This is a genomic window from Pseudaquidulcibacter saccharophilus (genome assembly GCF_019455445.1).
Taxonomy (GTDB): domain Bacteria; phylum Pseudomonadota; class Alphaproteobacteria; order Caulobacterales; family Aquidulcibacteraceae; genus Pseudaquidulcibacter; species Pseudaquidulcibacter saccharophilus.
Window position 1 is genome coordinate 147553 of record NZ_JAHWUS010000001.1, and the last position, 15098, is coordinate 162650.

11 protein-coding genes are annotated in these 15098 nt (G+C 42.3%); 2 read left to right on the forward strand and 9 right to left on the reverse strand.

Translation table 11 applies throughout. The features are described from left to right. Positions 1-69: 69 nt before the first annotated feature. Together KXV15_RS00615 and KXV15_RS00620 are read right to left on the reverse strand one after the other, a co-directional pair. Entirely contained in the window at positions 70-726 is a 657-nt protein-coding gene (locus tag KXV15_RS00615; protein ID WP_240006219.1) for a LolA family protein, read from the reverse strand. A 24-nt stretch (positions 727-750) separates the two neighbouring features. Beyond that, on the reverse strand, positions 751-3117 hold the full coding sequence (locus KXV15_RS00620; protein WP_240006220.1) for an FtsK/SpoIIIE family DNA translocase: 2367 nt from the start codon (positions 3115-3117) through the stop codon (positions 751-753). Between the two features lie 141 nt (positions 3118-3258). Here KXV15_RS00620 and KXV15_RS00625 point away from each other — a divergent pair, with 141 nt between their 5' ends. Then, positions 3259-4509 carry a UbiH/UbiF/VisC/COQ6 family ubiquinone biosynthesis hydroxylase gene (locus KXV15_RS00625; protein ID WP_240006221.1) on the forward strand — a complete coding sequence of 417 codons (1251 nt, stop codon included), beginning with the start codon at positions 3259-3261 and terminating at the stop codon, positions 4507-4509. Here KXV15_RS00625 and KXV15_RS00630 read toward each other — a convergent pair whose 3' ends face one another. From KXV15_RS00630 to KXV15_RS00640, 3 genes are all read right to left on the reverse strand, one after another. Further along, the gene (locus KXV15_RS00630) at positions 4510-5022 is read right to left on the reverse strand and encodes a hypothetical protein (RefSeq protein WP_240006222.1); all 513 of its coding nucleotides are present in this window, start codon (positions 5020-5022) and stop codon (positions 4510-4512) included. Further along, a complete protein-coding gene (locus KXV15_RS00635) occupies positions 5015-5617 on the reverse strand; it encodes a response regulator (protein ID WP_338050394.1) in 603 nt (200 codons plus the stop codon). Before KXV15_RS00635 ends, KXV15_RS00630 begins: the two co-directional genes overlap by 8 nt. A gap of 130 nt (positions 5618-5747) precedes the next feature. Beyond that, positions 5748-6050: a hypothetical protein gene (locus KXV15_RS00640; RefSeq protein ID WP_240006223.1), complete on the reverse strand. Its 303-nt coding sequence runs from the start codon at positions 6048-6050 to the stop codon at positions 5748-5750. A gap of 284 nt (positions 6051-6334) precedes the next feature. On the opposite strand from KXV15_RS00640, the gene KXV15_RS00645 reads away from it, so the two are divergent. Then, on the forward strand, positions 6335-7441 hold the full coding sequence (locus tag KXV15_RS00645) for a peptidoglycan-binding domain-containing protein (protein ID WP_240006224.1): 1107 nt from the start codon (positions 6335-6337) through the stop codon (positions 7439-7441). A gap of 126 nt (positions 7442-7567) precedes the next feature. Here the strand turns inward: KXV15_RS00645 and KXV15_RS00650 are convergent, their stop codons facing one another. Genes KXV15_RS00650 through KXV15_RS00665 form a run of 4 tightly spaced genes read right to left on the reverse strand, consistent with a single transcriptional unit; the run spans position 7568 to position 14970 of the window. Further along, entirely contained in the window at positions 7568-8029 is a 462-nt protein-coding gene (locus KXV15_RS00650; RefSeq protein WP_240006225.1) for a VOC family protein, read from the reverse strand. Position 8030: 1 nt separating this feature from the next. After that, on the reverse strand, positions 8031-8465 hold the full coding sequence (locus tag KXV15_RS00655; protein ID WP_240006226.1) for a thermonuclease family protein: 435 nt from the start codon (positions 8463-8465) through the stop codon (positions 8031-8033). 41 nt (positions 8466-8506) lie between these two features. Then, positions 8507-13183, reverse strand: coding sequence for a translocation/assembly module TamB domain-containing protein (locus KXV15_RS00660; RefSeq protein WP_240006227.1), 4677 nt, complete (start codon positions 13181-13183; stop codon positions 8507-8509). Beyond that, the gene (locus KXV15_RS00665; protein ID WP_240006228.1) at positions 13180-14970 is read right to left on the reverse strand and encodes an autotransporter assembly complex protein TamA; all 1791 of its coding nucleotides are present in this window, start codon (positions 14968-14970) and stop codon (positions 13180-13182) included. Before KXV15_RS00665 ends, KXV15_RS00660 begins: the two co-directional genes overlap by 4 nt. Positions 14971-15098 lie beyond the last annotated feature (128 nt).

A 15098-nucleotide genomic window follows, 5' to 3' on the forward strand; every position in this document is an offset into this window, starting at 1 on the left:
ATGCAAGTAAAAAATAATTAATTACTGCATGTGACAGATTTGTCACGTTTTGACGTGTTTTACGGCTCTTTATTTGCCATTGCCGCTTTTTATCTGGTTGTTGCGTGGGTCTGGGATTACAAATAATTTGTCCGATAGGCCACTTGCCACTTTAACATCGCTTAATTTAACGTATGTCATCTGATTCTGTTGGTTAATAACCGCCCATTCACGCAATTGCATATCGCCATTAAAAACGATTCGTAATTCGCCTTGGGTTTTTTTCTTTTTATCGCGCAAACTAACGACATAAGAATCGCCAACTTTTACAACATCGGTAACGTTCAATTCTTTACCAATATCAACCTTGGACTTAAGCAAGAAATATAATGGGGTCGATTGCAAAGGATATTGATTGAGGTTTTTAAGACGACGATTAGTAACCCCAACATTTGTGCCATTTGAAACCATCAATAGTGCAGATGGCGCATTATATTCAAACCGCATTTTGCCAGGGCGGGAGATATAGAACTTACCACTAGAGATAGACAAATCAGGATTTCTTTGGGTGAAATTGCCCTCTAATTTGCCGATTGAATTAATTGCCTTATTGACGTCATCAATCACTTTCTGGCGTGCCGCGCCCTGAACATCTTGTACAGTTGGTGCCGCAACCACATTATTAGTGACCATAGATGCAAAGCCGCACAGAATTAGCGCGCCATATCCAATAATTTTTTTATTCATTATAACCTCTGTTCACCTGAAACATTACATATTGTGGTCTGGTAACAGAATTTGCCGCCTTCCCACATGGTCCGCAGCTGAAATCATGCCTTCGCGTTCAAGCCTGTCAACCAAATCTGCGGCGCGGTTATAGCCAATGCTTAACTTACGCTGCAAATATGATGTCGAGACTTTACGGTCACGCGCAATAATTTCAACCGCCTTATCAAACAACTCATCACCTGAATTAGATGAGAATGTTGGGTTCATGTCCCCTTCATCATCATCAATATTGGTGATATCATCAAAATATTGCGGCTTTCCTTGCGCTTTTAATGCGGCAACAATTTGTCCAACTTCCTTATCAGATACGAAAGGTCCGTGAAGACGCGTAGTTTTTCCACCATTTTCAACAAACAACAAATCACCTTGGCCAAGCAATTGTTCGGCCCCGCCATCAAAACCAAGAATAACACGACTGTCGGTTTTTGAGGTTACCATATAAGAAATACGGGTTGGGAAGTTTGCCTTGATTGTACCAGTGATAACGTCAACCGATGGCCTTTGGGTTGCGGTAATAAGGTGGATGCCAACCGCCCGCGCCATTTGCGCAAGACGTTGTACAAGACCCTCAATTTCCTTGCCGGCAATCATCATCAAATCGGCCATCTCGTCGATTACTACAACGATGAACGGCATATGGCGAAGTTCAAGCACGTGTTTTTCGTAAATAATCTGTCCAGTTTCACGGTCGAAGCCGGTTTTTTGCATAATTTCGATTACTTCGCCATTCTTATTGGCCTGTGCCGCACGTTCATTATAATTATTAATGTTACGAACCCCAAGTTCAGACATAAGGCGATAGCGGTTTTCCATTTCGCGCACCGCCCATTTAAGTGCGGCAACTGCCTTCTTCGGATCGGTCACAACTGGCGTTAAAAGATGCGGAATATCATTATAAACCGACAATTCAACCATTTTGGGGTCAATCATGATAAAGCGGCATTGATCGGGTGTAAGACGATAAAGCATTGAAAGAATCATTGCGTTAATACCAACCGACTTACCAGAACCAGTAGTACCCGCAATCAACAAATGCGGCATCTTTGTAAGGTCGGCAACCCATGGTTCGCCGCCAATTGTTTCACCAAGCGCCATTGGCAATTGTGCCTTACCACTTAGATAGCCTTCAGAAGTTAGAAGGCTTCTTAAATATACCGCTTCACGGGTTGAGTTTGGTAATTCAATACCAATCGCATTCTTACCTTTTACCACCGCAACACGGGCAGAAATCGCAGACATTGAACGCGCAATATCATCGGCAAGGCTGATAACACTTTGTGATTTTATACCCGCAGCAGGCTCTAATTCATAAAGCGTAACCACAGGACCAGGGCGCACATTAATAATTTCACCCTTTACCTTATATTGCTCTAAAACGTTCATCAAAAGGTGGGCATTTTGACGAAGCGCCGCCGGATCATGCGATTGTTTTCTTATTTCTGGCTTTTGCAATAAATCAAGACGTGGCAATTCAAACTCACCGCTGCTTCCAAAAGGAAGGCTTTGCTGAATTTCAATATCCGGCGCAGCCGCCTTACCTTTTTTAGGCATCTCAACCGCAAACTTACCCAATTTTGCATTTTCAGTTTTTGGGATAGCAATATTTATATCTTTGTTTTCTGCTTTATTACGGCGAGTATTAATAGGCTCATCCGATTTTGGTGCAGCCTCTGGCGCAGTTTTTTTCATTTTTTTGCGCGGCGCAGGACTAAATAAATTGTCCCATGCAACCCTAAGGCCAGCCCAGTAATATCCCGCACTATCAACCGCGCCATCAATATCACGAAGCCTTAGATTAAAGACAAAATAGGCACAAACCAAAAATCCCGCAAAGGCCAAAATTCCAAAAACCGCTTTTGACCACCAAACACCGCCAAATGCAAAGGTAAACAAGCCCAAAATACCATCACCGACAAGTCCGCCAAAACCACTTGCAAATGGCCAATTTGCACTTGGTGGCATAGCAGAAAACACCGCAGATAATAATAAAAGCCCAATTACACCAAGCACCAAACGAAGATTACCGCTCTTGATATTATTAGGGCCTTTTATAAGGGCAAAAATAGATGCACCAGCAGCAAGAATAATGAATGGGACCGAGCTAAGGCCAAAAAATTGCATCATAATATCGGCAAAATTTGCGCCAATCGCGCCCAACCAATTTTTGATTATGCCTTCTGATGCCACATTAAAGCTAGGGTCAGTTGAAGAATAAGAAATATTTGCCAATAAACCGCAAATAGACAAGAGGAAAAACAAACCCAAACCAAAATCACGGATAAGCCTGTCCTTTAACGGCATTGCACCGAATTTCGAACCTGTATCTTTTGACTTTGCCCAACTAGCCATTATTTTTCCTTTAAAAACACCAAAAGCCCGCAAAAACGGGTATGCTAATCCTAGCTAAACATGGTTTACCAGAGGTTAAGACCTGTAAATTCAAGCGACATTTTCTTGTTTTATTTTTTGAAAATCTGCTAAAAGGAAAATATGAAAAGTGATGAAGTATTTGACGTTTTAATTGCCGGCGGCGGTCTTGCGGGTTTATCATTGGCTCTTGCCCTTGATAGCGCTGGCTTTAAGGTCGCGGTAATTGATAAATTGCCGCCTGTCGAAATGCTTGAAGAAAAATATGACGGCCGCTCTAGCGCGATTGCCTATGCTAATATGCGTATGTTAGAGGTTTTGGGCATTAAAGATAAATTGCTTGAATTTGGCGAGATCAAAGAAATTCTTGTTTGCGATGGCAAGGTAAAAGATGGTGCACAAAAAGGCGGTGCGCGTGGCTTTACCCTTCATTTTGATGAAGCCGAAATTTCCGATAGCGAACCACTTGGCTATATGATTGAAAACCGCCATACACGCCTTGCCCTAGATAAGGCTGCAAGCCTACGTGAAAATATTACTCGTATAACTGGGCAATCATATATTACACACCGTGAATTAGGCGATATTGTCGAAGTTGAAATTTCAGACGGGCGCAAATTACAAGCTAAATTATTGGTTGGCTGCGATGGGCGGGGCTCAAAAGTGCGTAATAATGCCGGAATTAAAACCAATAAATTTGGCTATAACCAAACCGGTATTGTAACAACCGTAAAGCTTGAAAAGCCACATAATTCTGTCGCCTATGAATATTTTTTACCATCTGGCCCATTTGCTATTCTGCCACTACCTGAAAATCGCGCCTCAATTGTCTGGTGCGAACCACATGCCAAGGCGCAAACAATAGTAAAACAAAGCAAAGAATTCATCGAAGCAGAACTACAAAAACGCTTTGGTGATATTTTGGGCAAGGTTGAAATTTGCGCCCCTGTTTTTGCATACCCATTATCAATGGAATTGGCGGCCGATTGGTATCGCCCGCGCGTGGCATTATGCGGTGATGCCGCACACGGCATTCACCCCGTTGCCGGACAAGGTTTTAATTTAGGCCTTAAAGATGTTGCCGCATTAGCAGAGGTTTTGATTAATTCACGCGATGTCGGCCTTGATATTGGTGATGAAATTGTTCTTGAAGAATATGCAAAATGGCGTCGTACCGATACCATGATGGTCGCACTTGCGTGTGATGCCTTTGTACGATTATTTTCAAATGACTTTGCACCGCTTCGCCTTATACGCAACATCGGAATTGGTGTTGTTGACAACATCTCACCGATGCGGAAATTCTTCTGCCGTCATGCAGGTGGTGATGTTGGCGATTTGCCGAAATTATTACGTGGCGAAGAATTGGTATAATTAAAGAATTTCGCCGCCACGTCCTTCACGGGTTTTTTGAACTTCAACCGCGACCCTGCATTCTTCGAATAGGGTTGCAAGCTCTGTGTCATTGTCAGCAGTTTCAGACATCGCAATATTTGCCGCAACTGATAAATCAGTAATTAAAGCGGCATTGGGGCGAAAGTTTTCATCGGCATCATTAAGATAATTACAAATAAGATCCCCAAAACGACCCAATAATTTTCGGTTTGCACTTCCCGCCATGCCACGAATTTCATGTGCTTTTCGCCAAATTTGCGGCGCAACGCCACGTGGTCGTACCCTTGCCAATGTTGAAATATCATGCAGCATAACATTCAACGCATTAATAATTGTTGGCTTTAATGCCTGCATGCATTTTTCTGCGATTTTGAGCTGGTCTGCACCAATAAGCCGCTGTGCCGAAGTACCAATTTTTTCTTGAATAAAAAAGTCAGGCGGCAGCACTTCGTACGAAGCGCCGTTTTCAATATCATTTTCATTCTCAGCCACGATACTTATGATCCCCGATATGATGTTTATGATCCCCCAATTTGTTAACTGGTGGATTTTCTTTTTCGGCTTCTTCGCGCTCTTTTAATTTGCGCATTTCTTCTTCAGGATCATCAGTACTTCTACGCCACGGCCCTGCATAATCCTTGTGGATAGTGCGACGGCGACATGGGCCAGTATAGTTTGCTGATTTAATAAATGGTCTTGGGCGATCAATTACCGACACAATACGGTCTAGCAAAGTGCGCGCAGAAATTGGTTTTGCCAAAAGCTCGTTAACGCCGGCATCACGCGAGGCAATTACCTTTGATCGTTCGGTATGGCCTGTCATCATAATGATTGGAACAAATGGAAAAGGGCTATCGGGTGCAGTGCGCACCATGCGCGCAAAATCAAGCCCATCAATCGGATCCATATTAAGATCTGTGATTACAATGTCGGGAACACCGGCGCGCATTACTTCAAATGCATCTGCACCATCAGCAGCCTCTTTTACTGTGCCGATACCTATACCGCGCAAAATCGCGACAACAATTGAACGCATATGCGCATTGTCATCCACAACCAGCACATGAAGACTATTAAGTCCAGACATAATACAACCCTTGTGTGCAATTATTTTCGCACACATTACGTTAATTAAAAGTATATTTATTCTGTTCTAATGACAATGGTCTAATGACAATAAGTTGTGCGCAAAAAGCCGATAAGTTATTATAATTAAACTACTTTAAATCAGCCATTTGCTGGCCTGCTTCGCTAATTCTTATAAAACGTTGTTCTAATTCATTTAATAATTTATCTTTTTCAATTCTCGCCTCAAGAGCAGTTCTTTTTTTCGGATGCATTCTTCGTTTTTCAGCAAATTCCATGAATGATTTTTTTAACTTTACCAGTCGCTCTAAAATATCAATTTCTTTTCGCGCCTTGTCAGCATCATCAGCAACAATTGCCGCGCCTATTTTGTGGTTCTGTATTGCGAATAGTTTATTATAGGTGGGAGGACGATTTGCCATTAATATTTCCATCAATCTTGTTTTACTTGAATAATATTAAATCTGCATTTTTTATTGTTAATAAAGATAAATTATCCACTCTATTATGCCCTTGAATCTGTGCCTTATAAATTGTTTCATATCGAGAACAAAACCCCAAATAATTGAATATCGCAATTTCATTTCGGGCATAAGTTGTAAATAATGGTAAATATTTGACTCCTGATTACTTTGTGATTTTAAGTAATTCCGTAAAAGTTTCGAATGCTGTTTTAAAGTTTTATTATTTTTGAAACAGCAAAATTATGGTGGTCAAAATGAAAAATAATATATCTGCAATGATGTTTGGATTTGTAGCGGCGGCAATCTTGCCTAATCTTGCATTTGCGGGCGGTTATAATGCGCCAAACGGCTTGCCACCTGGCCCACCAGCAACAGCAAAACCAGGTCAATGTTATGCACGCGTATTGGTTCCTGCGGTTTATAAAAACGTTCCGATGGATGTTGTTACCCAAGAGGGTTATGAAAACTTTGAAACCCGTGATCCTGTTTTCCGTTCACGTCCTGAAACCATTGTTACACGTGATGGCTATACACGTTACATCACCACCGAGCCTGTTTTCCGCACTGAGCAAGTGACCAAAACCACTCGCCCACAATATGAAAGATTGGTTGCGGTTCCTGCGCAATTGGCATCAAAAACAGAAACCGTTGTAATCCGTGAACCAAGAATGGTTTGGCGTTCTGGTCAAAATCTTTCTGGTGTCCGTCGCCTTGATTCAAGCACTGGTGAAGTTTACTGCCTTGTTGAAGAACGTGGCGTTACCCAAGCCGTTACCCGTCAAGTAGTTATAAAACCATCTGATGTTAAACGTGTTATGGTTCCTGCTGAGGTTAAAACTTTCAACACACAAGTTCTTGTGACCCCTGCAACCGTTAAAGAAGTAAAAGTTGCGCCCGAAGTTGCAAGCTATGAAGTTAAAGACATTGTGCAACCTGCTATGGAGCGTAAAGTTTCTGTTCCTGAACAACGCGGCACAATCAATCGTCAAGAACTCGTGACCCCAGAACACTATGAATGGGTACAAGTTGATTGTGATCAAGTTGCAAAACAACCAATGCCAGATATGCGCCCCGCACCTATGCCTGCACCTATGCCAATGAATGAAATGGGTAATGGTGGTCAGGTTGCACCGGCTGCACCAATGGTAAATGCAAACCCACAAGTGTTGCGCGGTCATACTGTTGCATATTCTGTAACAAGCCTACAAACTGCATTGGCAAAACGTGGTTATTACCGTGGTCCGATTGATGGCATCTATGGCCCATTAACCCGCGATGCAGTTGCCAAATTCCAAAAAGCACAGGGTTTTGAAGTTAATGGTCGCGCGGATGGCAAAATCGCCGAAGCACTTGAGCTATAATACGAAATAAAGATTAAAAATTAAAAGGCTTGGCAATGCCAAGCCTTTTTTATATTTTATCTTTTGGGTTTTTATTGCCCGCTTAAACCAAAACCCTGTGTAAGGCACAAAATACCGAAGGTGGGGTTACCATTCCCCTACATTTGGCATAGATGCCCATGGTTCTTGAGGCGGAAGGGGTTTTCCCTTTTGCAAGAATTCAATTGAAATATTATCTGGAGAACGAACAAACGCCATATTGCCATCACGCGGCGGTCGATTAATTACCACCCCCATATCCATCAAATGTTGGCAAAGGGCATAAATATCATCAACCTCATAGGCAAGGTGTCCAAAATTACGACCACCGCCATAATCCTCAACATTGCCATTCTCATCAGGCCAATTATAAGTTAATTCAACATGCGGCGCACCGCGACCTGGCGCTGGTTCACCACCCAAATCATGCTCCGCAGCGAGAAAAATAAGACTGTAACGCCCCGCTTCACTATCCATTCGGCGCACTTGTTTAAGGCCCAAGCCGTCGCAGTAAAATTTTAAAGATGCGTCCAAATCATGAACCCGAACCATTGTGTGTAAATAACGCATTTTAATTACCTCTTCTGTAAAGCCATGGTGGAATTTGCTTTTTGTCCGACCATAACGCTTTTTTGTTTCGTCTTGCTTGTTGTTCAAGGGCGACTAATTGACTGTCGCGCAAATATTTCCGATATGCCCACGCACACCCATCGCCAACTATTTCACGATTAATATTGCGATTTTCAAGATAAACCACTGCAACAACACGTCCATAGCGGTCAGTATCTGTTTGCCGAAATCTTATTTTGCGGTTTAGAATTTTTGCTTCAAGACCTGACTTGCAATATTGCCCATAACTTTGGGAATGCTCTGGGGCATCGACCGAATCCATTCGTATTTCTATCGTGTGCCTTCCAGATTTAACCAAAAAGGAATCGCCATCAAAAACTTTTGTAACTGTCCCAAAGCTATTTATATCTTTTGAATACGCAGATTGCGTAAGCATTAAAGCAAACAAAAATACAAAGAATCTAGTGAAACGACTTATCATCGGAAATCTTTACGCCATCTTATCGACAGTTTTGCGTCACCCATTGTGCCAATGGTGGAAACAATCGCTGTTGATGTAAACGGACGCCATTCAACCGATGTATCAACACCCTTTGTGCCTTGGGAAATGACCTCTAGATAAACATCGCGACCTAGATATTTTCCACCCGCAATAGAGATTTCACCATCATTAGTATTGCCAAATACCAACCGATCAAGGCGGGCAAATTCGCGCAAGTTTGCCATAACGTCAAAGCCACCACCGCCCGCAAGTGCCGCCAATGATGATGCAAGTTGCACCGCCTCGAATGAGGACAATTGCGATTTGGAGCGCCCGAATAAAACCTGTGCCAAAACTTCGTCTGGTGGCAAACTTGGGGTTGATGACAGGGTTATTTCTGGCTTTTGTGCGGTTCCACCAATATTAATATAAGCGTTTAGATTGGTGGTTTCACGTTTCGCACTTAGGTTAAGGCGAATATTTTCCGGCCGTTCATCCAAAGTGATTGTGCCGCGATCTTCAAATTCAAATGCACGACCACCATATTCATATTCACCACGGAATACTTTGGCGGTGCCGTTAATTTTTGGCTTTTGTAATGTGCCACCAATTCCAGCATCTACCGATAATTCAAGATTCAAGCCACGACCACGGATAAACACACCGCGCGCCGCCGAAAGTTTTACATCAAGTAGAATATTATTATTTACCGCGAGCGGTTTAGGTGGTTTTATCGCCTGACCATTTTCATATTGGGTTTTTACCAAATCACTCGGCACATTGATTTCTTCAACATCCAAAGAAGTTACTTTTGAACCAGAAAGCGAACGTGGTGAAAATTCTGCGAAATCAATCCGCAATTGACCTTTTAAGCGCGATTGACGGTTATCAATGTGTTCTAATACTGTGTCGCCGGTCGCATCAATCACCGCAATATCGTTATCAACAAGACGGAATTTATGGGTATTTATATGGAAACTACGTTCGGAATTACCACGCAAGCCAACTTCACCCTCACCTTTAATTTCGCCGTGTTTTCCGTCTTTGGCGTTAAAATTAACAATATCGAGCTTTTGGCTATCAATAGTGCCGTTTAAATTAAGCTCATTGAGGGTTAGACCAAGTTCCGGTTCACGGTATTTTCCGTTTGAAAGTGCAAAGTCACCGTTTACAATTGGGTCGTTAATGCTTCCGCTTAGGCTACCTTGTCCCTTAAACTTGCCTGATAAATAACGTTGTCCGGCAAAAATTAAATCGGCAAGCGGCCGAACTTCGCCATCAATTGTGAAATTGCCGTTTATTGGTTCATTACGAGCAATGGCAACTCGTAGCGGGCTAACCGATGTTACGGCTGCAACATTCACATCAGAATTGGCGTTAAGCCCCTCGTTATTATAAGCATGGGTTTTTATTGCGATGCGCTCATTTTCTAATTTTGCATTAATGTCGCCATTAATTGCCATGTTTTTATTTAAACCACGTGCGCGGGCATCATTTAATTTTCCGTCAACCACACCCTCTATATGGTTGCCCATATTGTGCAATTTCATTGTGCCACTAAATGTGCCAACAAAATCCTGATTAACAGCAGAAATGCTAAGCTTATCCACATCGGCAGCAACTTTTAATGATTCACCCTTTTGTTGGGCATCAAAGTAAATCATTGCATTTTCAGCAGCATTAGCCGCAGTAAAATTAATTCTTCCGGTTGCCGATTTTTCATTATCTCCAAAGCGAATTTGCAATGGCTCGGTGAAAGTATAATTTTTTGTCCCAATGTGTCCGCCACCATTTAGGCGCACCATAGTATTGTCACGGCCAGAATTTATATAGGTTTTACCATTAAAACTAAGTACTTGATAAGAACGCATTGAAAAATTGGTATCAAGGATTAAATTCTTTAAATCACCTGAACCATTTACCGCGAAATTATCAAACGCCATGTTGGTGCCACGGAATGTAAATTTTTGCCCCTGAAAATTGATATTGGCAAAAGTTTTTTTCCCATTCTGCTCAATTTTAACGTTTCCAGACAATGCGCCATTTTGTAAAAACAAGCCCTTTTGAACTGATATTGCAAAATTAGCGCTGGGATTTTGGTTTTCTATAAAACTGGCTGAGCCCAATGCCCGCACGCCCGCACCATTAATATCAATATTGCGCACCGCAAAACCATTTTCGACACCAAGTAATTGTGCAACGCCATTAATGTCGCCAAATTCACTTTTGCCATTTAGTTTGAGATTGGTCACAAACGGCTTTTGCCCAGACAAGAATTCAGCGGTCAAAACCGCAGGTGAAATACTAGAACCACCAATATCAATCCTGCTTAGGTTTGTGGTAAAACTACCCTTGAAATTATCGTATGGCCCAACAATGAGACCATTGCCATATAAATTACCGCTGGCCTCTAATGGTCCAAAATACAAAGGTCGGTTTAATTTCCACTGGGTCTTTAAAGAAAAATCACCCGGGCCAACCAATTGTCCAGAAAGTGTGATATTGGCATCTTTTCCAGTTAAGACCAACTCATCTGACAATACGCGTTTAAGGCCAATCAAAACTTTGCCTTTTACATTTGGTGTGGCACCAATATATTCATCAAGCTTTGAAATTTTTGAAGTAAATTTTGCGGCGTTTACATTCAGATTCAAAAGCGCGAAACCATTATCGCCATTAATATTGGTTAACCCCGAAAGCGTGAATTTGCCTGCCAGAGTGCCGTTTAATTTGAATAGTTTTAAGGTGTCATTTCCCGCCTTTACATCGCCACCAATAACGCCGAATAAATTATTACGGTCAAACGAAGTTGCGTTTGCCTCAATATCTTTAGTTTTGACATTGAATGCAGTGAAATAAACCGCATTACCCAAATTAACAACAGTATGCGCGCGTGGGGCATTACCCAGCACTTCATTGATAAAGTCCCCCTTTCCTTTTAGGTTTTTACCAATTGCATCAATTGTAAGCGTAGTGTTTTCAGCACCTTTTGCATGGAGTGCCTCAAAATTACCTTCTAAATTGCCGGTTAAAACACCGCCTGTTAGATTGGGTGCATCAACCATTGCTTTGCCCGCAAGATATGTCGCCCCGCCAAAACGTACACCGCCATTTGAAGACATTTTTACACCGCGACCATTTACGGTTAGACTATCAACAAATACATTCCCATCACGGTCATGCACGACGTTAACGCCGCCTGTAACCTCATTACCAACAATACGTGCTATGATATTGCTACCACTATTGCCAAGGCCGTGGAATTTAACATCGACAACTAATTTTCCTTTTTGGAATGTAATATCAAGGTTGCCATTTGCCCGCGCGAAATGATTATCAAGCAGGGCGTAATCGCGTGCGCTTACTGGCCCCCAGACGCGGAAATCATCAATAGAGCCCTGTGCCTTGCCCACCAAGCCACCAACACCGGCATTAAGAAAAACTGTATCAAGCAAGTTGCGCATTTGGCGGGTGGTTAATACCACATCAAGCGCACCAATGGTTTTACGTTTTTCATAATTTAAATTACCAGATGCGCTTATGTTAGTATCGGGACCACGAACATCGAGGGTGAAAAAATGCTCATCTTCTTTTGCACCCGCAAGATGGGACCAATTTGATTTAACATCAACCGGCCCACCAAATTTTTTATTAAAGTCGCGCGTGTATAATGACGAATTGAAATTAATAAAGCCCGCAAAGCCGCCAATATCTTTGTCCCAATTACCGCGCACGTCGGCAATGCGGTTACCGCCATTTTGGGCAAATAAAGTTATAACGCCAAGTTTTTTGTCGCCTTCTAATTGCGCCTTAATGAACAAGGGTGAATTGGCATCAAACCCAAGCATTCCGGCAATTGGCCCGCCACCTTGTTCGGTCGCGCGAATATTGGCATGAATTGGAAGGGTTTTGCGGGTCTCAAAATCAATATCAACCCGATCAAATTGGCGACGTGCATTAATAATTTGGGCAAAAATTTTAATGTCTTTGTTACGCTTTAAATAAAGGCTAGTGCCGACACCAAGTATGCCTTCGCGTGTCGAAAACTCCTTGTGCGGGATAACCACCGCACCAAGTTTATCAATCGCAATGGCAACAGGTAAGTCTTTTTTTGATTCCGGCTCTTTGGTTAAAATCGGGCGACGATAGATATTAAGGCGGTTGATATTGGCATTTTCAATATGCACTTTACCGATTGCCAAATCAGCAGGAGCCCATTCTATTTCAATGCCGCTTGCATCAAGCCAAACGCCTTTTTCATCCTTTATCATTACATAATCGGCGTTAAGGTCGGTAAGCAAATCACCATGCAGACCTTTTACATAAAGCGTGCCAATTGGACCAAGCTTTAGGCCATTTAATGCTTTTTCAATGCCGGCACGCCCGCTATCGGTCGCGGTTCCAAAGCGAATAAGTGCAAGTCCTCCAACGACTAACATTATCAAAAACATTAAAAAAGCATTTGCCGAACCCAAGGCCTGAAAAAAATGCCAACGCACCATATGCTTTTCAGACTTGTGCCGTTTAAAGCGGCGGATTTTACGCTTCTTTTTTTCGACTATATCTTCTTCGGAATCGGCATTTGCAACATCGCTTTCAGACGCAACATTTTCGCTGCCTTCATTTACAGCATCGGCTTTTGGTATTTCTATGTCAGCATCTTTTTTCGTCAAAAGCTTTGCCCCACGCCGATGTAAATCTGGTAAGAAGGATCACCCTTTGGTTTATCAAACGGGACAGCAAGGTCAATCCTTAAAGGCGCAAAACCAAGATCATAGCGGAAACCAACACCACCACCGGCTTTGAATTCTTTAAAACTAGGTGATGAGTGGATGCCCAATGTTCCGCTATCAACAAAGGCAACAAAACCCATTTTATTATCAAATTGATGGCGCAGTTCAACACTCATCTCAACCAATGAAAGACCTCCAATTGGGGTTTCACTTGTATCAGAATAGCGCGGACCAATGCCTTGATATTTATAACCGCGAACCGACCCCCCGCCGCCAACATAAAGACGTTTTGCGGCCGGAATTTCAGGGATAGTTCCCCCAAAAATCGAACCGACACGCGCGCGCGTGGCAAATATCGTTTTTTCTGCTTTATCAAGACCTTTGTAATACGATGCTTGTCCGATGACTTTAACATAAGAAAGATTGGCATCACCGGTTATTAATGTTGGCTCTAATGTGGCATCGGCCTTAAAGCCACTTTTCGGGTTTAGAATATTATCGGTTTTATCAAGCAAATATGTGCCAATTGCACTAAATGCCCAATAGTTGCGGTCGATATTGGTGTTGGTTTGATAATAAGACGGTTCACGGTTTTTGGCATAATTTGCATCAGCACCAACAGACCAATAAGACGTTCGGGTGAATTTACGGGTCACGTCTGCTTTTAAATCAATACCTTGCTCACGATATGCGTCCGTATCATCGCGAAATGCACCGAAAGACAGTGATAATGTCTGATCTGGCTTATGAAAGTGTGGCAGTTTTAATGTGGTTTCCACGCGGCTTTCAATTTGACCCAAAAGAATCCGATTAATGAAACTGTCGCCACGGCCAAACATATTATAACGTCCAACCCTTACCTCACCAGAGAAACTTTCAGTATTTGAATAGCTGATAAGGGTTTCCAATGTGGTTTTCGCCCTATCTTCCAATGTTATATTAATCGTGCGAATATTAGAGCCAGGGGCTTTGTCACCAAGGCGGATATTCACAGAATCATATGCGCCGGTATCAATAATGCGTCTTTGCAATTCAGAAATTTTTTCGGTTGAATACGTATCGCCAACTTGCCACGGCACAAAATGCTTTACCCATTTTATTTTGGTTTTGGTTTTGCCCAAAAGCATGATTTCGCCCAAACGCGCCCGCTCACCGGTATTAATGCGGTAAATTGGATGAACCGAATAATCCGCATGATCAACAATTACCCGTCTTTGTCCAAGTGTGGCATCGGCATAACCGTCATCTAATACTTTACCTAATGCGCGACTTTCGCCAGCAATAACAAAATCTGCGCGCCCCGCATCGCCATTATTAAGGCCAATTGCTTTTAATGAATCAATACGAGTAGCAGCGTCAGGAGGGGTTTCAAGCCACTCAATATCGGGATCTTTTATTTTAAACTGCGTGCCCTGATCTATTTTTAGTGTTGGGTAGGTAACTTCATCATCATTGATTTCAATCGTGATATTAGATTGATAATAGCCAAGTGATCGTAAAGCCTCTTGGGCATATTCTGCGGCAACCTCACCACTTCTTCTTGCTTCATATGCGCTTTGTGGTCTTGATGATGTTTCGCCAATTGCGCCTTTTATATAATCAATGGTTTCCCTATCGGCATCAATCGCAACCTTGGCACGCGGATCGGCAAGCGCCGACGAATAAACAAAATTCGCAGAAATTAATAATGCCGCAAAAGCACAAGAGCCGCGCAATTTTTTTTGCATTCTTTTTCCGTTTTTTATTATTAATGCCTGCGACATATAAAAGCCGTTCTGAAATTTGTGTTCCAAACCATTTATATTAATATTCGCAACAATATTAGTCTCTTGGACATATTTATGGCAAATATTTT

Excerpts from the sequence above, each read along its gene's own strand:
- KXV15_RS00635 (WP_338050394.1), bottom strand. The coding sequence starts at position 5,617 with ATGTCTGGACTTAATAGTCTTCATGTGCTGGTTGTGGATGACAATGCG.
- KXV15_RS00640 (WP_240006223.1), bottom strand. The coding sequence starts at position 6,050 with ATGGAAATATTAATGGCAAATCGTCCTCCCACCTATAATAAACTATTC.
- KXV15_RS00665 (WP_240006228.1), bottom strand. The coding sequence starts at position 14,970 with ATGCAAAAAAAATTGCGCGGCTCTTGTGCTTTTGCGGCATTATTAATT.
- KXV15_RS00655 (WP_240006226.1), bottom strand. The coding sequence starts at position 8,465 with ATGCTTACGCAATCTGCGTATTCAAAAGATATAAATAGCTTTGGGACA.
- KXV15_RS00615 (WP_240006219.1), bottom strand. The coding sequence starts at position 726 with ATGAATAAAAAAATTATTGGATATGGCGCGCTAATTCTGTGCGGCTTT.
- KXV15_RS00650 (WP_240006225.1), bottom strand. The coding sequence starts at position 8,029 with ATGCGTTATTTACACACAATGGTTCGGGTTCATGATTTGGACGCATCT.
- KXV15_RS00625 (WP_240006221.1), top strand. The coding sequence starts at position 3,259 with ATGAAAAGTGATGAAGTATTTGACGTTTTAATTGCCGGCGGCGGTCTT.
- KXV15_RS00620 (WP_240006220.1), bottom strand. The coding sequence starts at position 3,117 with ATGGCTAGTTGGGCAAAGTCAAAAGATACAGGTTCGAAATTCGGTGCA.
- KXV15_RS00645 (WP_240006224.1), top strand. The coding sequence starts at position 6,335 with ATGAAAAATAATATATCTGCAATGATGTTTGGATTTGTAGCGGCGGCA.